The following is a 22,326-nucleotide window of genomic DNA, read 5'->3' as shown; positions in this document are numbered from 1 at the left end:
ATCGTGGCGGGGGGCTTGCCGCCATTCGGGTCGCCGCTCAGCGCCTCCTGTTCAGAGGCTGGGCGACGCCCATATCCCAGATGGGGTCGGTCAGTGTCGCAATAAAGGCCGAATGTGCGGCCAATTCGTCCTCGCTTGCAAAATGCGGGCGCGGTTCGCGGAAAGGCCGGTCGACCTGCACCGGCGCTGCGGCGGCCCGTGCGACCGGCACTGCCGCCTCTGCCGCCAGCTCCAGCCCGATCTGCCGCCCGCCCGTCAGCTCGACATACAGCTGCGCCAGCAATTCGGCGTCGAGCAGCGCGCCATGCTTGGTACGGTGCGAACGGTCGATGCCATAGCGGGTGCACAAGGCGTCCAGCGACAGCTTTGCCCCGGGATGCTTGCGCCGCGCGATGGCGACCGTATCGACCATGCGGTCCATCGACACGGCCATGCGCTCGCAAAATTCCAGCTCGGCATTCAGAAAGCCGAAGTCGAAACCCGCATTATGCGCGACCAGCGGCGCATCGCCGATAAATTCGAGCAATTCGTCCACACGCTCGTGGAAACGCTGCTTGTCGGCCAGAAAAGCCTCGGACAGGCCATGCACGGCCTCGGCCTCGGACGGCATAGACCGGTCGGGGTTGAAATAGGCGTGGAACACGTTTCCCGTGGCCACGCGGTTTATCATTTCGATGCAGCCGATCTCGACAAGACGGTCGCCGTTACGCGGGTCGAGGCCGGTCGTCTCGGTATCGAAGACAATCTCGCGCATGGGCATTTTATGCGCCCGACGCAGCCTATAGGCAAGCATAACCGGCATCAGGAACGAAGCTTTGCCGCGGCGCATTTTACCGTCATGCCGCCTGCGACACTTACTTGCGCTTATGCGTGATTTCGGCTGGATCCGCGCCGAACCGCATGGAATCCATGTGATTCCCTGCGACGCATGGGTCGATCCGGCCCGCGCGGTCGATCGCGCATTGGTCACCCATGGCCACGCCGATCACGCGCGCGGCGGGCATGGCCGCGTTTTCGCCACTTCAGAGACTCTGGCGATCATGGGGCTGCGCTATGGAGTCGCGGCAGAAGGAATCGCCGTGCCCTTACGCGAATCCGTGGATCTGGGCGGCGGCGTCACTGCCAGCTGGCATCCGGCCGGCCATGTGCTGGGCAGCGCACAGATCCTGCTGCAACATGCGGGGGAGCGGGTCGTGATCACCGGCGATTACAAGCGCCGCCCGGACCCGACATGCCCGCCGTTCGAAGTGGTGCCCTGCGACATCTTTGTGACAGAGGCGACCTTTGGCCTGCCGGTTTTCCGCCATCCGCCGATCGAGGAAGAGATTGCCAAGCTGACCGATGCGCTGGCCGCCGCGCCCGACCGATGCGTCGCCGTCGGGGCCTATGCGCTGGGCAAGGCGCAGCGCGTGATCGCGGAACTGCGGCGGCTGGGCCATCACGATCCGATCTATCTGCATGGCGCGCTGGAAAAAATGTGCGCGCTGTATGAGGATCACGGCATTGCGCTGGGCGAACTGCGCCCTGCGACCGCGGCCGACAAGGACGAGATGCGCGGTGCCATTGTGGTCTGCCCACCATCGGCGCTGAACGACCGGTGGAGCCGCCGCCTGCCCGATCCTGTCACGGCGATGGCATCGGGCTGGATGCGCGTTCGCCAGCGGGCGCGCCAACGCAATGTCGAACTGCCGCTGATCATTTCCGACCATGCCGACTGGGACGAGCTGACCGCCACGATCGCGGAAGTGAACCCGCAGGAAAGCTGGATCACCCACGGGCGGGAGGAAGCGCTGCTGCGCTGGTGCCAGTTGCATCAACGCCGCGCGCGGGCGCTGGCTCTGGTCGGGTATGAGGACGAAGATGACTAGGGGGGAGGACTGATGCAGGCTTTCGCTGCCCTCCTCGACCGGCTGACCTATACCGGATCGCGCAATCGCAAGCTTGAGCTGATTGCCACCTACCTGCGCGATACGCCCGATCCCGATCGCGGATGGGCGCTGGCGGCCTTGACCGGAGAGCTGGATTTTCCAGCCGTAAAACCCGCGACCATCCGCAATCTGCTGACCGAGCGAGTCGATCCGGTGCTGTATGCCCTGTCGCGCGATTACGTGGGCGACACGGCGGAAACGGCCAGCCTGCTATGGCCCGAACCCGCCAGTGGGGCCGAACCCGCCATGGCCCCCGAAGCCGCGCCGTCGCTGGACCGCACCGTCGCGCTGCTTCGCGGGATGACCCGCGCGAATGTGGCGGTGGAGCTGCCGCGCCTCCTCGACCGGCTGGACGCGAACGGGCGCTATGCGCTGATCAAGCTGGCGACGGGGGCGATGCGGATCGGCGTGTCGGCGCGGCTGGCGAAAACCGCCTTTGCACAAGCGTTCGATGTCGCGGTGGAGGATGTGGAGGAATATTGGCACGGGGTCGACGCGCCCTATGCCGCGTTGTTCGCATGGGCCGCCGACGGCGCCGATCCGCCGCGCCTCGACCTTGTCCCGCTGTTCCGGCCGTTCATGCTGGCCCATCCGCTGGAAGACCGCGAAGTCGATCTGGCGGATTATGCCGCCGAATGGAAATGGGACGGCATCCGCGTGCAAGTGGTGCACACGGCCGGAAAAACCCGTGTTTATTCGCGCTCTGGCGACGATATTTCAGACACATTCCCCGAAATAGCGGACGCATTGCCCTTCCCCGCCGTGCTCGACGGCGAATTGCTAGTCCGCGGCACCCATCAGGGCGGCGAAGAAGGCGGCGCGGCGAGTTTCAATGCGCTTCAGCAAAGGCTGGGCCGCAAGACCGTGTCGGCCCGAATGCAGCGCGAATATCCCGCATTCGTCAGGCTTTACGATGTGTTGCTGGCCGATGATCAGGATTTGCGCGAACTAGGCTGGAGCCAGCGAAGGGCTGCGCTGGAATCTCTCATGAATCGGCTGGATGATGCTAGATTTGATCTGTCATCCGTGATTCAAGCAGCGGATTTCGCTACACTTTCCGATTTGCGTGATAGATCGCGTGATGATGCGATCGAGGGCATCATGCTGAAAAAGCGCGATTCGCCCTATGTCGCAGGCCGCCGGTCGGGGCTGTGGTACAAGTGGAAGCGCGATCCGCTGCTGATAGACTGCGTGTTGATGTATGCCCAGCGCGGCAGCGGCAAACGGTCCAGCTTTTACTCCGATTTCACATTCGGCTGCTGGAACGGCGATCCCGAAGATCAGGGCAACAGTGGAGGCGCCGAATTGCTGCCGGTGGGCAAAGCCTATTTCGGCTTTACCGACGAGGAGCTGAAATGGCTCGACCGGCATGTCCGCCAGCACACGGTGAACCGCTTTGGCCCGGTGCGAGAGACGGATAAATCGCTGGTGCTCGAAGTCGCCTTTGATTCGGTTCATGCCAGCAAACGGCATAAATCGGGGCTTGCGATGCGTTTCCCGCGCATCCACCGCATCCGCCGCGACAAGCCTGCGCATGAGGCCGACCGGATCGAGACCCTGAAAGCGCTGATCAGGGACTAGAGATCGCGCGCCAGCCGCGCTGCGATCCGTTGCGCCGCCCTTCCATCGCCGAACACTGTGCTGGGTTCGGGCATCGGGGCGGCCAATGCGTCTTGCGCCCTGGCCAGCATCAATCCGGGATCGGCCCCTACCAGCGTGGCGGTGCCCGCCTGCAAGGCTTCGGGTCGCTCGGTCTCTGCCCGTAGCACCAGCATCGGGCGGCCCATGGCGGTCGCCTCTTCCTGCACACCGCCGCTATCCGAAACGATCAGCCGCGCGGCACGCATCAGCCGCAGGAAAGCGAAATAGCCCAGCGGCTCGACGATCCGCACATGCGGCACACGCCCAAGCATGTCGCGCAGTACCGCGTTTTCTTCTCTGGGATGTAGCGGGAGGACCAGTTCGACCTTCTCGCGCGCAGCCAGCGCGCGCAGCCCTTCGGCAATGGCGCGCAAATCGCCCTCGCCATGTTCGCGCCGGTGAACGGTGGCGAGCACGATCGGCCGTTTGCCCGCACGCGCGATGACTGGCACGGCTTCCGCCCCCAGCGTGTCGTCCGCATCCAGCCGCCCCAGTGCCCAATGCAGGGCATCGATCACCGTATTGCCGACTTGCTCGACATGGGCGGGCGATACCCCTTCGTTCAGCAGCGCCAGTTTCGCTGCGGCGGTCGGCGCGAAATGCCAGCGCGCGAGCCGCGATATCATCCGGCGATAGGCTTCCTCGGGCCATGGCCGGTCGATCTGGCCGGATCGTAAGCCTGCCTCGACATGGGCGACAGGAATCTGGCGGTGAAACGCCGCCAGCGCACCCGCCAGCGCCGTGGCCGTATCGCCCTGCACCACCACCGCGCGCGGGCATTGCCGGTCCAGCGCGGTGCCGATCGAGGTGGTCAAACCGGCCAGAAGCGCGCCCAGATCGACCACATCGGGGCGCAAAAGCTGCTCGTCCGGCGCAATCTGCGCGGCATCCAGCACGCTGCGGCCCAGATTTTGATGCTGCCCGCTGTGGCAAAAGCGCGGCGACACGACCCCGCCCGCAGCCAGTGCCTGCATCACGGGGACAAGTTTGATGATCTCCGGACGGGTTCCGGCAACAACCAGCACGGACAAGGCTGCGACCCTTTATGAAAGACTTAGCGCGTGTTTTGAATATGTTCGGAAAGTGCAGCGGCATGGGCGCGGCCATTCTCGACATAATGGTCGATACCCTCGGCCATGTCCGCCAGCGCGGCATCGGGCAGTTCGCGCACCAGCTTTGCCGGACGCCCCACCCACAACTCGCGCGGGCCGATCCGCTTGTTTTCCGTCACCATGGCCCCTGCCCCGACCATGGCTTGTTCGCCGATGACCACGCCGTTCATCACGATGGCACCCAACCCGACAAAGCCGCCACGCTCAATCGTGCAGCCGTGGATCATCGCCATATGGCCGATCAGCACATCTTCACCGATGACGGTCGGCCAGCCGGCGGGTTGCGCGGGTTTCGGGCTGTCGCAATGGATGACGCTGCCGTCCTGCACATTGCTACGCGCGCCGATGGTGATTGGGTTCACGTCTGCGCGGATAACGCAATTGTACCAGATGCTCACATCGGGTCCGATCTCCACATCGCCGATGATGCGGCAACCCGGTGCGATAAAGGCTGTGTCGTCGATGCGCGGGCTCTTGCCGTTGATCGCCATGATGGTGACGTCGGGGCGGTTCATAGACGGTCCTCCCATTGCTGGCGCGTGATCGACCATGCGGCGATATCCTTGGCCCATGCTGCATCGCCTTCGGCCTTGAAATCAAGGTCTTCGCGCCGTTCCATGCCCAGCCGTAGCATCAGGCCCCAGCTGGCCGTATTTTCCAGCACCGTCAATGCGATAACATGCGGTGCTGCAACATGGTCGAAGGCTGCGCCCATGGCCGCAACGGCTGCCTCTCTGGCAAAGCCGTGGCCCCATGCATCCTGTCGCAAACGCCAGCCGAGCTCAAAATCTCCGATGGGCCCGGGAACCAGATTGGCTCGTTTCAATCCGCAAAAGCCCAGAATCTCACCAGCCAGCGGGCCATTGTCCGCCTTCCGCTCGACAATCCAGAACGTAAAACCGTGATCGCGGCGATAGGCCTCCAGCCGGTCCAGCATCGCGCCGGCCTTTTCATCGTCCAGCACGCCGCCCAGCCAGCGCATGACGGCGGGCGTGTTGGTATGGCGCAAAAAGGGTTCGCGGTCTTCGGGCATCCAGTCGCGCAGGACCAGCCGTTCGGTTTCCATCCGGAAGGGCGCGCGCCCGATGGTCATCCCAACAGCTTTGCCGCCAGCGGCGCGTGATAGGTCAGCACCCCGCTTGCCCCCGCGCGTTTGAACGCGGTCAGCGTTTCCAGCACCAGTGCGTTGCGGTCGCCTGCTCCGGCGGCGGCAGCAGCCTCGATCATCGCATATTCGCCGCTGACCTGGTACGCGAAAACGGGGACTTCGAATGTGTCTTTCACGCGGCGCACGATATCCAGATAGGGCAGACCGGGCTTGACCATCACGCTGTCCGCGCCCTCGGCCAGATCCAGTTCGACCTCGCGCAGCGCTTCCTCGCTATTGGCGGGGTCCATCTGATAGGTCTTCTTGTCGCCCTTCAGCAGGCCGCCCGAACCGACCGCATCGCGGAACGGCCCGTAAAACGCGCTCGCATATTTGGCGGCATAGGCCATCAGCTGGACATTGGCATGGCCGGTTTCCTCCAGCCCTTCACGGATCGCGGCGATGCGTCCATCCATCATATCGGACGGGGCAACGATATCCGCGCCCGCATTGGCCTGATTCATCGCCTGCTGCACCAGTGCATCGACCGTGGCGTCGTTCACCACATAGCCCGCTTCGTCCAGCAATCCGTCCTGCCCGTGGCTGGTATAGGGATCGAGCGCCACATCGGTCAGCACGCCGATTTCCTCGCCGCAGGCATCCTTGATCGCGCGGATCGCGCGGCACATCAGATTGTCGGGATTATGCGCCTCGGTCCCTTCGTCATCGCGCAGACCGGCAGGCGTATTGGGGAACAGGGCCAGACACGGAATGCCAAGCTCCACTGCCTCTTTCGCGCGTTTTGCAATCACGTCGACCGATCCGCGCGATACGCCGGGCAGCGAGGCGATATCCTCGACCACGCCGGTCCCTTCGGTCACGAAAACCGGCCAGATCAGATCGGCCGGGGTCAGCACGGTTTCGCGGTAAAGCGCGCGGCTCCATGCGCTGGCGCGGGTACGGCGAAGGCGTAGATTGGGATAGCTGCTCATGGATAAAGCCTCTGCCCGATGCGCAGGCGCTTGGGAAGAGGTCCGCAGTCTAGCCGGGCGCGTTCGACAGGCGGTCGGCTTCGCGCTCCGGCTCCGCGGGCTGGGCACTTGCCTGCACCAGCGGTTCCAGCGCGGCCCCCGGCTTCACTTTCTTCAGCTCGACCAGCTGGCTGCGGAACTGGCGCAATTCAGCGGCGGACAGCTGTTGCCGTACCACGAAATCGACCGAGGCCGGATTGATCACCCGCCCGTTCCGATACATCTCGTAATGCAGATGCGGGCCGGTCGACAGGCCGGTCGACCCGACATAGCCGATCACCTGCCCGCGCTTGACCCGCTGGCCGCGATTGACGGCGATCCTGCTCATATGCGCATAGCCGGTGGCCAGCCCTCCGCCATGGTTCAGCTTTACGAAATTGCCGAAACCGCCATTGCGCCCCGCCATGATCACCGTGCCATCGGTAACGGCAAAGATCGGCTGGCCCGATCGCGCACGAAAGTCGAGGCCGTTATGCGGGCGGCGAATTTTCAGGATCGGATGGCGGCGCATGCCGAAACCCGAACCGACCGCGCCGTTTACCGGCTTGATCAGCCCTTCGCGTAATTCGCCTTGCCCGTTGGCATCGTAGAAACGGTTGTCCTTGCCCCAGCGCAGCAATTGGGCGCGCGGCGATCCGCGGCGGTCCAGCCCGGCGTAAAGCACATCGCCGACCTCGACCTCTCCGGTCTCGGCACGCTTATAGGCGATGATCATGTCGAATGTGTCGCCCGCACCGACTTCGCGATTGATATCAAGCGCATCGCCAAGGGCCTTCAGATATTGCTGAACCGACTTGGCCGGTGCGCCCGCCGCCCGCGCGGCGCGATAGAGGCCCGATCCCACCGTGCCGGTAATGCGCAGCGGCGTATCGTCCACGCGGATCGCACGACGTTCCAGCGCCAGCGGCCCCCCTTCGCGCGCGACTGCCAGTTCCAGATCCAGCCGCGCACGAAAGCTCAGCCTTTCCAGCGGGCGGGGCTGGCTGGGAGTGGCACGGCGGCCAAGGCGGATGTCAAAGCTGGTACCGGTGGCAATCTGGTCGAGCGGCAGGCTGCCGCCGATCAGTTCCTCGACACGCGCGGCATCGTTCCCGCTGACACCTGCGCGGCGCAACATCGCGGAAAGCCTGTCGTCCTTGCCCATGGTGGCGGTCAGTTCGACGACCGGACGTTCAGGGGCGTTCGCCAGCGGCACGACCAGCCGCGAGGGCCCCATGCGCCGCCCGCTATCCGCCCCCAGAGCCAGCGGCGTGATGATCTGGCTGCGATATTCGTCCCGCTCTTCCTGAGTCAGGCGTGACGGGGCAGCTGCCTGCAGCGCCGAGAAATCGGGCCAGAACGCGAATGTCACGATGATCAGCGCGACCAGCAGGCCCAGCGATCGGAACCAGCGCGCGCTGCCGATATCGGCGCCAAGATCGCCGACCCATTTTTCCGCCAGAGTCCTGTCATCGCCGTTCGCGCGGAGTGCCTTTACCACGCTGCGGCCATCGCTTGCTTGCGTCATATCCGTCCGGGCATTCAAGTTCGGGCCAAACCGGGTCCGGCCATGTGTCATCTGCCATATCTCAGCGGGCGCAGATCCCGTTTGCACCATCGCTGGCCATGATCCTGCTTCGCCGAAACTTAATTCCCGCCCAAATTCGCAGACGGATCGACGAACGGAGCCAAGTTTGCGGCAAGTCGTTGGATTCGTTCCGCTTGGGGATTGGCGATGTGCGCTCTCTTGCGGCTGCGATGATGCAATGCCACATTGTCCATGCGATGAGTTCGCCCGCGATCAAGGCCGTTCTGGGCCCCACCAACACCGGCAAGACGCATTTGGCCGTCGAGCGGCTTTGCGCCCATTCCAGCGGCGCCATCGGTTTTCCCCTGCGATTGCTGGCGCGCGAGGTTTACGACCGCGTCGTCGCGATCAAAGGCGCTGACAATGTCGCGCTGATTACGGGCGAGGAGCGGATCGACCCTCCCAACGCACGCTGGAAGCTGTGCACGATGGAGGCGATGGACCGCGATGCCGATCTGGCCTTTATCGCGATTGACGAGGCGCAGCTGGGCGCGGATCGCGAGCGCGGCCATGTCTTCACCGACCGTTTCCTGAATACCCGCGGTCGCGAGGAAACGATGATCCTCGGCTCCTCCTCGCTGATCCCGATGGTGCAGGCGCTGGAACCGAAAGCGGAAATCGTGACCCGCCCGCGCTTTTCGACGCTGAGCCATGCGGGGCCGGTCAAGCTGTCGCGCTTGCCCCCGCGCAGCGCCGTGGTCGCCTTTTCGGCAGAGCAGGTTTACGCCGTAGCCGAAATGCTGCGCCGGTTTCGCGGCGGGGCGGCTGTCGTGATGGGCGCGCTTTCACCACAGACGCGAAATGCGCAGGTCGAAATGTTCCAATCTGGTGAGGTCGACTATATCGTCGCCACCGATGCGATTGGCATGGGCCTTAATCTCGACGTCAATCACGTGGCCTTTGCCAGCCTTGCCAAGTTCGATGGCGAACGCCGTCGCCGCCTGACCATTGCGGAAATGGCGCAGATTGCGGGGCGCGCGGGGCGGCACCAGACCGATGGCACATTCGGCGCGCTGGCAGGCGAAGGCGGGGCCGAATTCCGCGATGACGAGATTTTCGCCATCGAAAATCACAGCTTCCCGCCCTTGCAGCGCCTGTATTGGCGCGATGCGCGGCCGCGTCTGGATTCGCTGCGCACCCTGATCGAGGATCTGGAGACGGCGCCCGACCATCCCGCCCTTGCCGCCGCGCCCGAAGCGATCGACCTGACCGTGGCGCGCATGCTGTCCGCCGAACCCGCCATTGCGCAGGCGGCCCAAGGCAAGGCGATGGTCGGCCGGTTCTGGGATGCCTGCTCGCTACCCGATTTCCGCCAGCTTGGCGCGGAGCATCATGCGCGTTTCGTGGCACGGCTGTGGCAGGACCTGTCTACCGGCACCGGCCATATCGCGCATGATTTCGCTGCCGCCCGCATTGCAGAGCTGGACCGCACGGGCGGCGATATCGGAACGCTGCAGGGCCGCATCGCCGCCATTCGCAGCTGGTCCTATATCGCGCAGCGGCCCGACTGGCTGCTTCAGCGCGAGGAAATGGCCGAACGCGCGCGCGGTGTAGAACGCAAGCTGTCCGAGGCGCTGCACGCCCGCCTGACCGAACGTTTCGTCAATCGCCGCACGGCCGTATTGATGCGCAAGCTGGGTGCCGATGCCGGTCTTTTGCCGGTCACATTGGGCGAGCACGACAGCGTGCTGGTCGACGGCGAGGAGATCGGGCATCTGTCGGGCTTCGCCTTTCACGTCGATCCGCAGGCGCGGCTTGAAATGCGGCGGCTGTTGCTGGCGGCGGCGGAAAAGCATCTGCCGCGATTGTTGGATAAAAGGGCACGCGAATTGCTGGAAGACGCGGCGGAAGGCCGGAATATCGCCTGGAATGGCACGCATCTGGCGTGGAACGGGCAGAATGTGGCGCAATTGCGCGCCGGTCGGGACATGTTCCGGCCCGCAATTCGGCTTGAACCGGGTCTCGACCTGCTGTCGCCTGCGCGGCGTGCAGAGATCGAGGCAGCGCTGAACGCGTTTCTGGACGAGGAGTTGCAAACGCTCGATCCCTTGCGGCGCGTGGCGGAGGGGGCCAAGGAATTGTCCTCTGGCCCGGAACTGCGCGCCTTGCTGATCCGGCTGTCCGAACAGGGCGGGATTATCGACCGCGAGGAATCGGGTCTGGTCGATCTGTCACCCGAACAAAGGCAGATGATGCGCAGGCTGGGGGTAAAGGTCGGCGCGCTCGATATTTTCATGCCTGCGATGTTGCGCGCAAGATCGCTGGACCATTGGGCTGCGCTGGCACGGCTGGCGGGGCAGCATGTCGCGCCGGTCGAAGCGCAGATGCCTGCCGCCATGCCTGCCGCCAAGGGGTCGGCGCCGCTTGCCTATCGCAAGGCGGGCGATCGTTTCGTGCGGATCGATCTGGCCGAACGCCTGCTCCATGCCGCGCATCAGCGGCGCACGCGCTGGACCGATGCGGGGAAAAAACGCCATCGCCAGCCGCCCCGCTTTACGCTCGACCCCACGATGGCCCTGTCGATGGGCCTGTCGACCAAGGCCTATGCCCATCTTCTGCGTCTGGCGGGATTCACGGCCGATGCGCCGCCAGCGTGGCCCGAAGGCAAGTTCGGCCCACCCACACCGCCGCGCTGGCGCTGGCGTCCGCGCAGGGCGGGTGAAGCGCATGACGGCGCTGGCCAGCGCCATACGCACCGGAACACCGGCGACAATCGCAAGGCTGCGCCGCGCAAGAACGGCGGGCGCAACCGGCCAGATCGGCCCGCGCCGCGGCCAGTGGCGGGCAATCCCTTTGCAGAACTGGCGGAGCTTCTTTCATGACATTGCATGCAACCGGCGCCCAATCTTCGCTGCGGATTGACCGGTTGTTATGGATGTTACGGCTCGCCCACAGTCGCGGGGCTGCGCAGGATATCGTTGCCGCCGGACATATCCGCCGCAACGGCCAGCGCGTCACGCGCATGGCGCAACCCGTATGCGCGGGCGATGTGCTGACCGTGCCGGTGGGCCGCGCGATCCGCGTCATCGCGCTCGATTCGCTGCCATCGCGCCGCGGCCCCGCGTCAGAGGCGCAGAGCCATTACCATGATCTTGCGAACCACACGCAACAGAACCCAAGTGCTTGACGCGCAGGAATCGCGCCCATAGCAGACCGGATGCAACGTCTCTCAGGGATGGAATACAATGACCTACGTCGTCACCGATGCCTGCATCAAATGCAAATACATGGATTGCGTCGAGGTTTGCCCCGTCGACTGTTTCTATGAGGGTGAGAACATGCTGGTGATCAATCCCAGCGAGTGCATCGATTGCGGCGTTTGCGAACCCGAATGTCCCGCCGAAGCCATTCTGCCCGATACCGAAAACGGTCTGGAAAAATGGCTTGAGATCAACACCCAGTATTCCGCCGAATGGCCGAATATCACGATCAAGCGCGATCCCCCCGCCGATGCCGACGAGCATAAGGGCGAGGAAGGCAAGTTCGACAAATATTTCTCGACCGAACCCGGCGAAGGCGACTGATTCCAGCGGTTTAGGTCCACCGGTTCGGTGGAAAAAGGCTCCCTGTTAACCGTGCAAGTCACGGTTGACGCGGGAGTCTTGTGCGTTTTGCGCACAAGACTCGCTTTCACCGTCATTTTATGGTAAAAAACCCTACGGTCGGCGGAAATTACTCCGTCCGGCTTCGTCAGGAAAGGCGATTATTCCCGCAGGCACAGCTTCGCATTGGGCCGATCACTTCGGCGCAAGAAGGAGTTTTGGCCCCCCGAGACGAGGCGGCACCAGCCGTCTTTTCTATGCCAGAAGCTCCGGTCGGACTGCTGCGGGACGCATTGCCACAGAAAGGACTCTGCATGACTGCCAAGGCACTTGCCTTCGACGTCGGTGACTATGTCGTTTATCCCAAGCACGGTGTTGGCCGCGTTATCGAGCTTCAAAGCCAGGAAATCGCCGGCATGCAGCTCGAGCTTTATGTACTCCGTTTCGAAAAAGAGCGCATGACCCTGCGCGTGCCCGTGAACAAGGTCGAATCGATCGGCATGCGCAAGCTGTCGTCGGACAAGACCCTGCGCGAGGCGATGGATGTTCTGAAATCCAAGCCCAAGGTGAAGCGCACCATGTGGTCGCGCCGCGCACAGGAATATGAAGCGAAGATCAATTCGGGCGACCTGGTGTCGATCGCCGAAGTGACCCGCGACCTGTTCCGCGCCGACGACCAGCCGGAACAAAGCTATTCCGAACGTCAGATTTTCGAAGCCGCTTCCAGCCGCCTCGCGCGCGAACTGGCCGCGATGGAAAAGACCGACGAGCCGGCCGCACTCGCCAAGATCCTCGAGATTCTGAACGAATATGCGCCGAAATATTACGAGCAGCAGACCGCCTGATCGGCCTGTCGCATCGTAAGGCAAAGGGGCCGCCGGTTCGATCCGGCGGCCCTTTTTCGTTGGTTCGCTGTGCACGCCCCCGCCCGTTCATGTCATTCGCAGAGCGAAATCGCGCCTTGGCAGAGCACGGAAGGGCCAATGCTTGGAACGACTCGTTCCCATAGTGTATTGGTATCGTAATACAGCTATGGAGTTTGCAATGCCCAATAACCGGCAATTCGACAATCTTGGCGATTTCGTCTCGGCAATCGCGGGCGTCGCCATGACGAAGGCCTTTGCCAATCTGGATAATCTGGACATCGACCTGAAAAAAGTCGGCCCGTTCAGCGCCAATTTCGGGGAGAAGATGCGCGTCGAATGCGACAGCGGCGTCACGCTGGAACAGCTTGACCTCGACGATGCGGATATCCGCCATATCGCGATCCTCGGCCCCGACGATGTCACCATCACCAAGGGCGACGATCCTGCCATTCTGGTCGAGGGCGACGAGGATGTCGCCGATGCGATCCGTTTCAAGGTAGAGGATGGCAGGCTGGCCGTGATGCGCCTTGGCGGCAAGCGGCAGCACGGCACCGCCACGGTGCAGATCACCTTGCCCAAGCTGCGCAAGATTTCCCTCGCCGGATCGGGCAGCGTCACGTGCGATTCGATCACCGGCGGCAAGGCCAAGATCGCGGTGGCCGGTTCTGGCAATGTGACTTGCGGCACCATCGAGGCGGATCAGCTGAAAGTGCAGATGCTGGGCTCCGGCTCGATCAGCACCAAGGGCGCGGTGAAGAGCCTGTCGCTGAAGATCGCGGGTTCGGGCAATGCCAGCCTTGACGGGCTGAGCGCCGAGAGCGTGCATGTCAGCATGGCCGGATCGGGCAATGCCAGCTTTGCCAGCGACGGCGAGGTGTCGGCCAAGATGGCGGGTTCGGGCAATGTGACCGTCAAGGGTCGCGCGCGCTGCACCGTCAAGGGCATGGGATCGGGCAGGCTGGTCTGCGAACCGGCCTGATCGCGGTTTCGGGCGCAGGAGTTCATCCTTCGTCCATCCCGATCCGTCATGCTAGGCGGCATTCGAAGGAGAATGCCGCCATGCGATTGCGTGCTGTTGCCCCGATCCTACTGGCCGCCCCTGCCCTTGGCGGATGCGTCGGCACGGTGGTCGATGTCGTTACCCTGCCGGTAAAGGCCGCGGGCAGCGCGGTCGATGCCGTCACCACCAGCCAAAGCGAAGCGGACGAGAATCGCGGCCGTGAATTGCGCAAGCGCGAGGAGCGTCTGGGCAAGCTGGAACGCGAATACGCCGACGAAATGGAAGACTGCAATCGCGGCAAGGAAAAAGCGTGCGAGGAAGCACGCCGGATCTATGCCGAGATTCAGGACTTATTGCCGACGATCCCCGCCGAACCGCCGCAAGGCTGAGGGTAATAGCCTCCGGTCAGGCCGCGGCGCGGGAAAGCCGGTCGTTGATGGCAGCACCAATGCCCGATTGCGGTACGGGCGCGACCGCGATGCGCGGCTGCACGCTTTCGGCCCCGTGGTGCAGGCAGGCATAAAGGCGCGCGGCGGCTTCATATAAGTCGCCACCGGCCGACAGGTTGATGTCCCCCGCGATCGCGCCGAAACCGATGTGATATTCGTCCGCATTTGCCGTTTGCGCATTCAGACGCACGGGTTTGCCGGGCGCATAATGGCTGGCAAGCTGCCCGGGTGCCTCGATCGTGCCGCCTTGGGTGGTGGCGGCAGGTTCACTGCCCAGCACAGCGACGAGATCCTCCAACGCCACCGGACCGGGGCGCAGGATGCGCCAGCCGGCCGGATCCAGCGCGACGATGGTCGATTCGATCCCTTGCTGCGTCGCGCCGCCATCGATCACAAGCCCAATCCGCCCTTGCAGGGAAGTCCCCACATGCGCCGCCGTGCTGGGGCTGATCGCGCCGCTGCGATTGGCCGATGGCGCGGCGAGCGGAAAAGGACAACGCTGCAACAGCGCCTGCATCGCGGGATGCGCGGGACAGCGGATCGCAACGGTGGGCAATCCCGCCGTCACCGCATCGGCCAGCGGCGCACCGGCGCGGCGCGGCAACACCATGGTCAGCGGCCCCGGCCAGAATCGATCGGCCAGAATTGCGGCACGGCTATCGAACTCCGCCAGCCCGCGCGCGGCATCAGTATCGGGCACATGGACAATCAGCGGGTTGAAACTGGGCCGTCCCTTTGCGGCATAGATCGCCGCCACCGCCCTGTCGCTGTCTGCGCGGGCTGCCAGGCCGTAAACCGTCTCGGTCGGCACAGCGACAGGCTCGCCCGCCTCTAACGCGCTGACAGCGCGTGTCAGCGCTTCCTTGCCCATGGTCAGGATCAGGGGTGTCGTATTCTCGGCATTGGCAGCGCTCATGCGCCGTCGCTATAGGCTTGGCGTGCGAGCGACAAGATCATCCGTTCAGAAGCATTTTACAAACCCGAGGCTTTCCCAACCTATGTCCGATAGCGAAACCAATTCCCTGCTTGCCCGCATTGCCGCCGCGCTGGAACGCATCGCGCCCGCAGACGACAGGGCAAGCGATCCGGATGCCATGCCGTCCTATGGCTGGGACGGATCGGCACTGCACGGGCACGCCCGGATCGCCGCGCCCGCGCTGGAACTGATGCGCGGGATCGACCGGCAGCGCGACGTGATCGCCGATAATGTCCGCCGCCTTGCGCAGGGAGCCGAGGCGCATGACATGTTGCTGTGGGGCGCGCGGGGCATGGGGAAATCGGCACTGGTCCGCTCTTCGGTGGTCGCCGCCAGCGCGGCCGGCGATATCGCGCTGGTACAGGCGGCCAGCGATGCGTTGCACACGCTGCCCGCCTTGTTCGCATTGCTAAAGGGGCGGACGCGGCGCTTTCTGGTGTTCATCGACGATATCGGTTTCGACAATGAGGAAGATGCCCGCGCGCTGCGATCCATGCTGGAAGGCGGCGTAACACCCCGCCCTGCCAATGTGCGGATCGCGGTGACCAGCAACCGCCGCAATATCGTCGCCCGAACGCAGGACCAGCAGGACGACCCCGTCAATGCGCGCGACGATATGGACGATGCGCTGGCACTGGCCGACCGTTTCGGCCTGTCGGTCGGTTTCCATAAATGCGATCAGGACGAATATCTCGCCATTATCGCCGGTTATGCCGAACACTACGATCTGGACTGGAACATCGACGACACAGAGAACAGAAATGAGGCACTGAACTGGTCGCGCCGCCGCGGTTCGCGTTCGGGGCGCGTGGCGCGGCACTATATCGCCGAACTGGCGGGCCGCGCCGGACGGGTGCTCGATTAATCCTGTGCCGGTTGTGCGGCGGGCGTTCCGGTGATGCGCCAGATGATCCCCGCCGTATCGTCGCTAAGCAGAAGACCGCCCGCCGTACTCCCTCTTGCCGCATCCCACGCCAGCCATGTCGGGCGGCCGCGGGTGGTTTTCAGGTCATCGCCCAGAAAGCCCGACAAGACGGTCAGCGGTTTTCCGTCGACCGGATTGCCGCGATCGTCAAACGGTACGAAGATCACGTCGTAACCGGCTGGCGGCGAACGGTTCCATGACCCGTGCCGCGCGATAAAGGCACCGCTTTTATATGTCTCGCCCAAGGCACCGCCATTGGCGAATACCAGCCCCAGCGGCGCGACATGCGCGCCAAGCGCATATTCGGGCCAGCGCGTGTATTCTTGCAGATATTGCGGCATCGGCGCTTCCACCCGCTCGTCATAGGTGAAACGCCAATAGATCCACGGCCAGCCATATTGCGCGCCGATCGGAACATTGGTCAGGTAATCGGGCGGCACATCGGGGCCCAGCATGTCCCGTTCGTTGACCGTGGTCCAAAGCTCGCCGCTGTCGGGATTAAAGGCAAGCCCCATCGGATTGCGCAGACCCCCCGCGAACTTGCGATGGGTTTGGGTGGTGAAATCATATTCGTGAATCGCGGCGCGGCCCTCTTCCAGTGCCATGCCATTCTCGCCGATATTGCTGGCCGAACCGACGGTCACGTAAAGCTGGTTGCCATCGGGCGACAGCAACAGGTTGCGGGCCCAGTGATTGCCGCCACCGGGCAGCGCCATCAATTGCCATTCCTCGCCCTTGGCAATCGTGGTGTCGCCGGGTGTGAAGGGAAAGGACAGCACTGCATCGGTATTGGCAACAATCAGCCGCCCTTCGCGCACGGCCATGCCGAACGGCGATTTCAGCCCGTCCAGCAGCACACTCTGGCTGTCGGCCACACCATCATTGTCGGTATCGCGCAGCAACATGATCCGGTCGGGCGACGGATCGCCCGCCCCCGCCCTGCCCATCAACCAACCCGCGGCGCGATCGGTGAAATTGCGGGGTTTCGACGGTTGGCGATTGGTTTCCGCCACCAGCACGTCGCCGTTTTCCAGCACCAGTATCGAACGCGGATGCGACAGCCCCTGCGCAAAGCGGGTGACCTGCAAGCCTTCGGCCGCAACGGGTGCCTCGCCATCGGCCCAGCCCACAGGGTCCATTATGCCAAGCGAGGGGATCGTCTCCTCCTCGATCTCGGCGATCAGCGGATCGGTGCCGGTCAGCTCCTCATCACCGAATTTGGCCTTGTTAGGCTGCAGGAGATACCAGCCGATGGCGACGATCGCGACAATGATGATCGCGATAATGACAAGCGTTTTGCGAAGCGTTGCAGACATGGCGCGATCAATAGTCTGCCAGGGGGAAACCGGCAACGGCCCATTGCCCCCCATTGCCCATTGCTATTCGCGGTTGGAAGGGCGTAGAGCGCCGCCCATGTTCAGCTTTCAGCCTAGCGACCCCGCCGACAAGCCCCTCCGCTATCGCGAATTGTGCGAGGCTGCCGATGCCATCACCGCGGGCGAACCCGATGGCGTGGCGAATATGGCCAATGTCGCGGCGCTGATCTGGCATTTCGTGCCGGGTCTGAACTGGGGCGGATTTTACCGGTCGGTGGGTTCAGAGCTGGTGTTGGGCCCGTTCGTGGGTCTGCCCGCCTGTATCCGCATCCCGTTCGGCAAGGGCGTGTGCGGCACGGCAGCGGAAACCGGCGAGAGCCAATTGGTGCCCGATGTCCACGCCTTCCCCGGCCATATCGCTTGCGACGCTGCCAGCCGGTCGGAACTGGTCGTCCCCGTCATGCGCGGCGGCATCGCCATCGCCGTCATCGATTGCGACAGCCCCGAACCGGACTTCTTCGACGAGGATGATCGTAAGGGATTAGAAGCCCTTGCCGCCATCCTTTCAGAGCGGATCTAGATTTCGCCGCCCGTCAGGCGCTGGCACACCAGATCAAGCTGATCCAGCGTCTTATAGCGGATCGTGACCGTGCCCGACGCCGGATCGGCGTCGACCTGGATCGATACCGGCAATCCCAGCGCATCCTCCAGCTGCGTCTGGACGGCCGCAATATCGGCATTCTCCGGCCCGCGCGGTTCGCGCGCGACGCGCCGTGTCGGCTGCGCCGTTTCGCCCGCCGCCTGTTTGCGGACAAGCTTTTCGACATCGCGAACCGACAGCTTTTTGGCCACGGCCTTTTCGGCAATCGCCTCCGCCTCGGGGCAATTGATCAGCGCGCGGGCATGGCCCATCGACAGGGCGCCCTTTTCGACCATCACCAGTACCGGCTGGGGCAAGGCCAGCAGACGCATCAGATTGGTGACATGACTGCGCGACTTGTCGACGAGGCGGGCGATTTCGGCCTGCGCCATGCCATCACGGTCGGACAGCCGGTGATAGGCACGCGCTTCCTCCACCGGATTGAGGTCTTCGCGCTGAATATTCTCGATCAGGGCCAACGCGGTGACTTCGCGGTCATCCAGATCGCGAATAATTGCTGGAATTTCATGGAGTTGCGCCTTTTGTGCTGCCCTCCACCGGCGCTCACCCGCCACCAGTTGATAGCGCCCGCCACCCGCAGGACGCACGATCACCGGCTGAATCACGCCGCGCGACGCAATCGACGCGGCAAGCTCTTCCAAGGCGCCCTCCTCGAACTCGACACGGGGGTTCTCAGGGTGCGGCTCGATCGAGGCAATTGCCAGTGCGGCGAGTCCGCTGGTCGGGCCATCACTTGGGGGCGCAACATGCTTCGTGCTTTCCTGCGGGCGCGAAACCGGCTCTTCACGCTGGGCATCGCCAAGCAAAGCTCCGAGACCACGGCCAAGCGCTGCGCGGCGCTTTGCAGCAGGTTTCGTATCTTCTTTCGCGGCGGTCTTGCTCATGCCGCTTTCCTCCGTTTCGGCAACCGGTCAATCAATTCGCGAGCCAGATCCATATAGGCAAGCGAACCGGCGCAATTGTGATCATAGACAAGCGCCGGCACACCGTGGCTCGGCGCTTCGGACAGGCGGACATTGCGCGGAACGACGGTATCAAAGACCAGATCGCCCAATACCTCGCGCACGTCTTCCGCCACCTGGTCGGTCAGGCGGTTTCGCCTGTCGAACATGGTCAAAGTGATGCCGACAATGCCCAGCCCTTCGTTAAAGCGCTGCTGCACTTGCTCGACCGTCTGGAGCAACTGGCTAAGCCCTTCGAGCGCGAAAAATTCGCATTGCAGTGGCACCAGCAGCTTGTCCGATGCCACCAGCCCGTTCAACGTCAATAGGCCGAGCGATGGCGGGCAATCGATAAAGGCGATGTCGTAATCAGTGGTTCCATCCAGCGCGCTGCGCAGGCGCTGGGTCCGGTCCTGTGCATTCACCAGTTCAACCTCTGCACCCGACAGGTCGACCGTTGCGGGAACGATGTCGAGCAGCGGTATCGAGGTAGCACGACTGCACTCCTTCAGATCGAGGCCATCGAGAAGCAGCTCAAAACTCGAATTTTCGCGCTCGTTGCGGGGGATACCCAGCCCCGTCGACGCATTGCCTTGAGGATCGAGATCGATCAGCAAGGTCCGCCAACCCGATGCCGCGAAAGCCGTCGCAAGGTTAATCGCCGTCGTCGTTTTCCCCACACCACCCTTCTGGTTGGCGATCGCAATCACAATCATCGGCGCACCCCGTTTTTAGCCCGTGCCGGGAGTCTGGCTGGATCGATCCGTCCGATGACGATTCCCGATTCGTCATCTGTTATGGAGGGTTCCACGTGGAACGTGTCTTGCCAACCCGGTATCGTCTTCAACTCGTCGTTTGCACTGCGTCCCTTGGGCAAAATCCACAGGGTTTTCCCCGTCGCAAACTTTCGGGCCATGTCGAACAGCTTGGGCATGGGCGCAAAGGCGCGAGCCGTAATGACATCGAAAGTGCGGTCGGGAACCCCCGATACCGGTGCCGTGAGAACCTGCACATTGCTCAAGTCGAGTGCCACAGCCGCCCGTTCAAGCCACGCGGTGCGCAATGGTCGCCGCTCCACCAGCGTGAAGTTGCTGTCCGCCGCAATGATGGCGTTCACCAGCCCGGGCAGACCGGCACCAGATCCAAGGTCGATCCAGTCCAGTGATGTTTCACGTGGAACATGGGACAGGAGTTGCGCGCTATCCTGGATATGACGCGACCAAACGGTGGGAATGGTGGCCTTAGCGATCAGATTCTGCCGCTTCGCTTCATCCAGAAGCAATGCGACAAACCGGTCCAGTCGCTCGACGCATCCCTCATCGACTACCAGCACGTTACGGAGCCAATCGACGGCGACTTGTCGATCGGTGGGGTCAATAGTCATGCGGCACGATCTCGCAGCTGCTTACGCAAATTGACAACAAGCGTTGCCAATGCCGAGGGGGTCACCCCTGCCACCCGCCCCGCAGCCGCAACCGATTCCGGTCGGGCAGCGGTCAGCCGTTCTACCATTTCATTCGATAGCCCGGGGATCGCCGAATAGTCGAACCATTGGGGAATAAGATTGGCCTCGGCCGCTCGAAGATCGCGCAGTTCTGCATCCTGCCGGTCGAGATAGGGCGCGTAGAGGAGATCCTCTTCAATCTCGGCAAGCAAGTCTCTATCCGATGCAATGCCATCTTCCATGGCCCAATCGCCAATTCGACTTCGAACATCCTCGAACCGAGTCCATTCGCGCAGCGCCATTTTTCCGGGATCGCTTCGCACCGATGTTCCACGTGAAACAATTTCAGCCGGACTTAGGGGGCGATCAAGCCATTCCCTTACCCGATCACCCTCTTCTCTCCGACGCTCAAACCAATCGCGACGATCAGCACCAACACAGCCAATCTCTATGGCGATCGGTGTCAGCCGGGTCGTCGCATTATTTGCGCGCAGGCGAAGGCGGTATTCCGCGCGGGCAGTCAGCATGCGATAAGGCTCTGACACACCCTGGAGAGTCAGATCATCGACCATGACCGCCATATAGCTATTCGCGCGATCGAGTACCGGACCCTCGCGCTCCGCCACCTTGGCTGCCGCATAAAGTCCCGCCAGCAACCCTTGGGCGGCAGCTTCCTCATAGCCGGTGGTCCCGTTGATCTGACCCGCGCAATAGAGACCGGGAATATCCTTGACCTCCAGCTCACGGCTCAGGGCACGGGGATCGATATGATCATATTCGACGGCATAGCCTGGCTCGACAACGCGAACATGCTCCAGCCCCTCGATCGAGTGGAGCATGGCATGCTGCACATCCACCGGCAGCGAAGTGCTGATACCGTTGGGGTAGATCAAATGTGTGTCTAGCCCCTCCGGCTCCAGAAAGATCTGGTGACCGTCCCGATCCGGAAACCGATGGATCTTGTCCTCGATAGAAGGGCAGTATCGTGGACCGCGAGAATCGATTGCGCCCGAGAATAGAGGCGAACGGTCCAATCCCGAGCGGATCGCATCATGCGACTTTTCATTGGTGCGGGTGATCGCGCAGAACAACTGCGGGTTGGCCCGCCCTTTCGTAAGCGGAGACATCACCCAATGCTGCGAGTCCGAAGGCTGGCGTTCCAACCGCTGCCAGTCGATGGTTCGACCGTCCAGGCGTGGTGGGGTTCCCGTCTTCAGCCTTGCCATCGGTAGGCTGGCCTCGCGCAACTGCACCGCGAGCCGGTGTGCACCATTCTCGCCGATGCGTCCGCCTTCGAACCGCTCTTCACCACGAAACAAGCGGCCGCCAAGGAATGTGCCAGTGCAAAGGATCACAGCCTTTGCATTGATGATTGTTCCATCAGCAAGTTCGACACCTGTAACCGTGCCACCCCTGATGACGAGTGCGGCAACCTCCCCCTCCACTTCCGTGCAGTTCTTTGTTGCAGCAATCATCGACTGGATCGCTCGTCGGAACAGGGTCCGGTCGGCCTGCACACGAGGGCCCTGCACCGCGCTACCCTTTGACCGGTTCAGCATCCGGTAGTGGATCGCCGCCTGATCTGCCGCACGAGCAATCAAACCGTCGAACGCATCGACCTCGCGGACGAGGTGCCCTTTTCCCAATCCGCCAATGGCCGGATTGCAGGACATGGCGCCGGTCTTGCGCCGATCGAATGTGACCAAACCTGTCGACGCACCCATGCGCGCGGCCGCAGTGGCGGCTTCGCAACCGGCATGTCCGGCCCCGACAACGATCACATCGAAATCATGCATGCAGCCGCCTTACTACCGCCGCGCAACAGCGTCAAAGCAGAACC

22 protein-coding genes are annotated in these 22,326 nt (G+C 63.2%); 10 read left to right on the top strand and 12 right to left on the bottom strand.

All coding sequences use genetic code 11. The annotated features are described in order from the left end of the window. Positions 1-37: 37 nt before the first annotated feature. Positions 38-754: a DNA polymerase III subunit epsilon gene (dnaQ, locus tag LOZ74_RS17870; RefSeq protein ID WP_230292311.1), complete on the bottom strand. Its 717-nt coding sequence runs from the start codon at positions 752-754 to the stop codon at positions 38-40. A gap of 112 nt (positions 755-866) precedes the next feature. Between dnaQ and LOZ74_RS17865 the strand changes: the two genes are divergently transcribed. After that, on the top strand, positions 867-1,868 hold the full coding sequence (locus tag LOZ74_RS17865) for a ligase-associated DNA damage response exonuclease (protein ID WP_230292310.1): 1,002 nt from the start codon (positions 867-869) through the stop codon (positions 1,866-1,868). A 12-nt stretch (positions 1,869-1,880) separates the two neighbouring features. Continuing rightward, the gene (locus LOZ74_RS17860; protein WP_230292309.1) at positions 1,881-3,509 is read left to right on the top strand and encodes a cisplatin damage response ATP-dependent DNA ligase; all 1,629 of its coding nucleotides are present in this window, start codon (positions 1,881-1,883) and stop codon (positions 3,507-3,509) included. On the opposite strand, the gene wecB is transcribed toward LOZ74_RS17860, so the two are convergent. Genes wecB through LOZ74_RS17835 form a run of 5 tightly spaced genes read right to left on the bottom strand, consistent with a single transcriptional unit; the run spans position 3,506 to position 8,306 of the window. Continuing rightward, positions 3,506-4,594: a non-hydrolyzing UDP-N-acetylglucosamine 2-epimerase gene (wecB, locus tag LOZ74_RS17855; RefSeq protein ID WP_230293956.1), complete on the bottom strand. Its 1,089-nt coding sequence runs from the start codon at positions 4,592-4,594 to the stop codon at positions 3,506-3,508. The two genes, LOZ74_RS17860 and wecB, sit on opposite strands and share 4 nt — an antisense overlap. A gap of 29 nt (positions 4,595-4,623) precedes the next feature. Next, on the bottom strand, positions 4,624-5,196 hold the full coding sequence (locus tag LOZ74_RS17850) for a gamma carbonic anhydrase family protein (protein WP_230292308.1): 573 nt from the start codon (positions 5,194-5,196) through the stop codon (positions 4,624-4,626). Further along, on the bottom strand, positions 5,193-5,774 hold the full coding sequence (locus LOZ74_RS17845) for a GNAT family N-acetyltransferase (protein ID WP_230292307.1): 582 nt from the start codon (positions 5,772-5,774) through the stop codon (positions 5,193-5,195). Before LOZ74_RS17845 ends, LOZ74_RS17850 begins: the two co-directional genes overlap by 4 nt. Beyond that, entirely contained in the window at positions 5,771-6,760 is a 990-nt protein-coding gene (gene hemB, locus LOZ74_RS17840; RefSeq protein WP_230292306.1) for a porphobilinogen synthase, read from the bottom strand. Before hemB ends, LOZ74_RS17845 begins: the two co-directional genes overlap by 4 nt. 49 nt (positions 6,761-6,809) lie before the next feature. Then, positions 6,810-8,306 (bottom strand): M23 family metallopeptidase, encoded by a 1,497-nt coding sequence (locus LOZ74_RS17835; protein ID WP_230292305.1) that lies wholly within the window; start codon positions 8,304-8,306, stop codon positions 6,810-6,812. A gap of 257 nt (positions 8,307-8,563) precedes the next feature. Here LOZ74_RS17835 and LOZ74_RS17830 point away from each other — a divergent pair, with 257 nt between their 5' ends. The 6 genes from LOZ74_RS17830 to LOZ74_RS17805 all read left to right on the top strand — a co-directional run bounded on the left by LOZ74_RS17830 (position 8,564) and on the right by LOZ74_RS17805 (position 14,163). Next, positions 8,564-11,188 (top strand): helicase-related protein, encoded by a 2,625-nt coding sequence (locus tag LOZ74_RS17830; RefSeq protein ID WP_230292304.1) that lies wholly within the window; start codon positions 8,564-8,566, stop codon positions 11,186-11,188. Further along, on the top strand, positions 11,185-11,493 hold the full coding sequence (locus tag LOZ74_RS17825; protein WP_230292303.1) for an RNA-binding S4 domain-containing protein: 309 nt from the start codon (positions 11,185-11,187) through the stop codon (positions 11,491-11,493). Before LOZ74_RS17830 ends, LOZ74_RS17825 begins: the two co-directional genes overlap by 4 nt. A gap of 58 nt (positions 11,494-11,551) precedes the next feature. Continuing rightward, on the top strand, positions 11,552-11,890 hold the full coding sequence (gene fdxA, locus LOZ74_RS17820; RefSeq protein ID WP_230279571.1) for a ferredoxin FdxA: 339 nt from the start codon (positions 11,552-11,554) through the stop codon (positions 11,888-11,890). 332 nt (positions 11,891-12,222) lie between these two features. After that, positions 12,223-12,753: a CarD family transcriptional regulator gene (locus LOZ74_RS17815; RefSeq protein WP_066773380.1), complete on the top strand. Its 531-nt coding sequence runs from the start codon at positions 12,223-12,225 to the stop codon at positions 12,751-12,753. A 199-nt stretch (positions 12,754-12,952) separates the two neighbouring features. After that, positions 12,953-13,753 carry a head GIN domain-containing protein gene (locus LOZ74_RS17810; RefSeq protein WP_230292302.1) on the top strand — a complete coding sequence of 267 codons (801 nt, stop codon included), beginning with the start codon at positions 12,953-12,955 and terminating at the stop codon, positions 13,751-13,753. An 80-nt stretch (positions 13,754-13,833) separates the two neighbouring features. Continuing rightward, positions 13,834-14,163, top strand: a complete 330-nt coding sequence (locus LOZ74_RS17805) for a hypothetical protein (protein ID WP_230292301.1) — start codon at positions 13,834-13,836, stop codon at positions 14,161-14,163. Between the two features lie 16 nt (positions 14,164-14,179). Here LOZ74_RS17805 and LOZ74_RS17800 read toward each other — a convergent pair whose 3' ends face one another. Then, the gene (locus LOZ74_RS17800) at positions 14,180-15,139 is read right to left on the bottom strand and encodes an L-threonylcarbamoyladenylate synthase (protein ID WP_370638851.1); all 960 of its coding nucleotides are present in this window, start codon (positions 15,137-15,139) and stop codon (positions 14,180-14,182) included. An 82-nt stretch (positions 15,140-15,221) separates the two neighbouring features. Between LOZ74_RS17800 and LOZ74_RS17795 the strand changes: the two genes are divergently transcribed. Further along, positions 15,222-16,064, top strand: coding sequence for a DUF815 domain-containing protein (locus LOZ74_RS17795; protein ID WP_230292300.1), 843 nt, complete (start codon positions 15,222-15,224; stop codon positions 16,062-16,064). Here the strand turns inward: LOZ74_RS17795 and LOZ74_RS17790 are convergent. Next, on the bottom strand, positions 16,061-17,440 hold the full coding sequence (locus tag LOZ74_RS17790; protein WP_230292299.1) for a sorbosone dehydrogenase family protein: 1,380 nt from the start codon (positions 17,438-17,440) through the stop codon (positions 16,061-16,063). The genes LOZ74_RS17795 and LOZ74_RS17790 overlap by 4 nt on opposite strands. Before the next feature lie 97 nt (positions 17,441-17,537). Here LOZ74_RS17790 and LOZ74_RS17785 point away from each other — a divergent pair, with 97 nt between their 5' ends. Beyond that, complete coding sequence (locus tag LOZ74_RS17785; RefSeq protein ID WP_230292298.1) at positions 17,538-18,020, top strand: GAF domain-containing protein; 483 nt, start codon at positions 17,538-17,540, stop codon at positions 18,018-18,020. On the opposite strand, the gene LOZ74_RS17780 is transcribed toward LOZ74_RS17785, so the two are convergent. The 4 genes from LOZ74_RS17780 to mnmG are packed head-to-tail and all read right to left on the bottom strand — an operon-like array spanning position 18,017 to position 22,282. Next, on the bottom strand, positions 18,017-18,985 hold the full coding sequence (locus tag LOZ74_RS17780) for a ParB/RepB/Spo0J family partition protein (protein WP_230292297.1): 969 nt from the start codon (positions 18,983-18,985) through the stop codon (positions 18,017-18,019). The two genes, LOZ74_RS17785 and LOZ74_RS17780, sit on opposite strands and share 4 nt — an antisense overlap. Further along, positions 18,982-19,758, bottom strand: a complete 777-nt coding sequence (locus LOZ74_RS17775; RefSeq protein WP_230292296.1) for a ParA family protein — start codon at positions 19,756-19,758, stop codon at positions 18,982-18,984. Before LOZ74_RS17775 ends, LOZ74_RS17780 begins: the two co-directional genes overlap by 4 nt. Further along, positions 19,755-20,426, bottom strand: coding sequence for a 16S rRNA (guanine(527)-N(7))-methyltransferase RsmG (gene rsmG, locus LOZ74_RS17770; protein ID WP_230292295.1), 672 nt, complete (start codon positions 20,424-20,426; stop codon positions 19,755-19,757). The genes LOZ74_RS17775 and rsmG overlap by 4 nt, the downstream gene beginning before the upstream one ends. Then, complete coding sequence (gene mnmG / locus LOZ74_RS17765; protein ID WP_230292294.1) at positions 20,423-22,282, bottom strand: tRNA uridine-5-carboxymethylaminomethyl(34) synthesis enzyme MnmG; 1,860 nt, start codon at positions 22,280-22,282, stop codon at positions 20,423-20,425. Before mnmG ends, rsmG begins: the two co-directional genes overlap by 4 nt. Positions 22,283-22,326 lie beyond the last annotated feature (44 nt).

The organism is Croceicoccus sp. Ery5 (assembly GCF_020985325.1).
GTDB lineage: Bacteria > Pseudomonadota > Alphaproteobacteria > Sphingomonadales > Sphingomonadaceae > Croceicoccus.
This window is presented reverse-complemented; position numbering and strand designations above follow the sequence as displayed.

Excerpts from the sequence above, each read along its gene's own strand:
- LOZ74_RS17795 (WP_230292300.1), top strand. The coding sequence starts at position 15,222 with ATGTCCGATAGCGAAACCAATTCCCTGCTTGCCCGCATTGCCGCCGCG.
- LOZ74_RS17775 (WP_230292296.1), bottom strand. The coding sequence starts at position 19,758 with ATGATTGTGATTGCGATCGCCAACCAGAAGGGTGGTGTGGGGAAAACG.
- LOZ74_RS17785 (WP_230292298.1), top strand. The coding sequence starts at position 17,538 with ATGTTCAGCTTTCAGCCTAGCGACCCCGCCGACAAGCCCCTCCGCTAT.
- dnaQ (WP_230292311.1), bottom strand. The coding sequence starts at position 754 with ATGCGCGAGATTGTCTTCGATACCGAGACGACCGGCCTCGACCCGCGT.
- LOZ74_RS17825 (WP_230292303.1), top strand. The coding sequence starts at position 11,185 with ATGACATTGCATGCAACCGGCGCCCAATCTTCGCTGCGGATTGACCGG.
- LOZ74_RS17810 (WP_230292302.1), top strand. The coding sequence starts at position 12,953 with ATGCCCAATAACCGGCAATTCGACAATCTTGGCGATTTCGTCTCGGCA.
- LOZ74_RS17860 (WP_230292309.1), top strand. The coding sequence starts at position 1,881 with ATGCAGGCTTTCGCTGCCCTCCTCGACCGGCTGACCTATACCGGATCG.
- LOZ74_RS17780 (WP_230292297.1), bottom strand. The coding sequence starts at position 18,985 with ATGAGCAAGACCGCCGCGAAAGAAGATACGAAACCTGCTGCAAAGCGC.
- mnmG (WP_230292294.1), bottom strand. The coding sequence starts at position 22,282 with ATGCATGATTTCGATGTGATCGTTGTCGGGGCCGGACATGCCGGTTGC.
- LOZ74_RS17805 (WP_230292301.1), top strand. The coding sequence starts at position 13,834 with ATGCGATTGCGTGCTGTTGCCCCGATCCTACTGGCCGCCCCTGCCCTT.
- fdxA (WP_230279571.1), top strand. The coding sequence starts at position 11,552 with ATGACCTACGTCGTCACCGATGCCTGCATCAAATGCAAATACATGGAT.
- rsmG (WP_230292295.1), bottom strand. The coding sequence starts at position 20,426 with ATGACTATTGACCCCACCGATCGACAAGTCGCCGTCGATTGGCTCCGT.
- LOZ74_RS17835 (WP_230292305.1), bottom strand. The coding sequence starts at position 8,306 with ATGACGCAAGCAAGCGATGGCCGCAGCGTGGTAAAGGCACTCCGCGCG.
- LOZ74_RS17830 (WP_230292304.1), top strand. The coding sequence starts at position 8,564 with ATGAGTTCGCCCGCGATCAAGGCCGTTCTGGGCCCCACCAACACCGGC.
- LOZ74_RS17815 (WP_066773380.1), top strand. The coding sequence starts at position 12,223 with ATGACTGCCAAGGCACTTGCCTTCGACGTCGGTGACTATGTCGTTTAT.
- LOZ74_RS17800 (WP_370638851.1), bottom strand. The coding sequence starts at position 15,139 with ATGAGCGCTGCCAATGCCGAGAATACGACACCCCTGATCCTGACCATG.
- LOZ74_RS17850 (WP_230292308.1), bottom strand. The coding sequence starts at position 5,196 with ATGAACCGCCCCGACGTCACCATCATGGCGATCAACGGCAAGAGCCCG.
- LOZ74_RS17845 (WP_230292307.1), bottom strand. The coding sequence starts at position 5,774 with ATGACCATCGGGCGCGCGCCCTTCCGGATGGAAACCGAACGGCTGGTC.
- LOZ74_RS17790 (WP_230292299.1), bottom strand. The coding sequence starts at position 17,440 with ATGTCTGCAACGCTTCGCAAAACGCTTGTCATTATCGCGATCATCATT.
- hemB (WP_230292306.1), bottom strand. The coding sequence starts at position 6,760 with ATGAGCAGCTATCCCAATCTACGCCTTCGCCGTACCCGCGCCAGCGCA.
- LOZ74_RS17865 (WP_230292310.1), top strand. The coding sequence starts at position 867 with ATGCGTGATTTCGGCTGGATCCGCGCCGAACCGCATGGAATCCATGTG.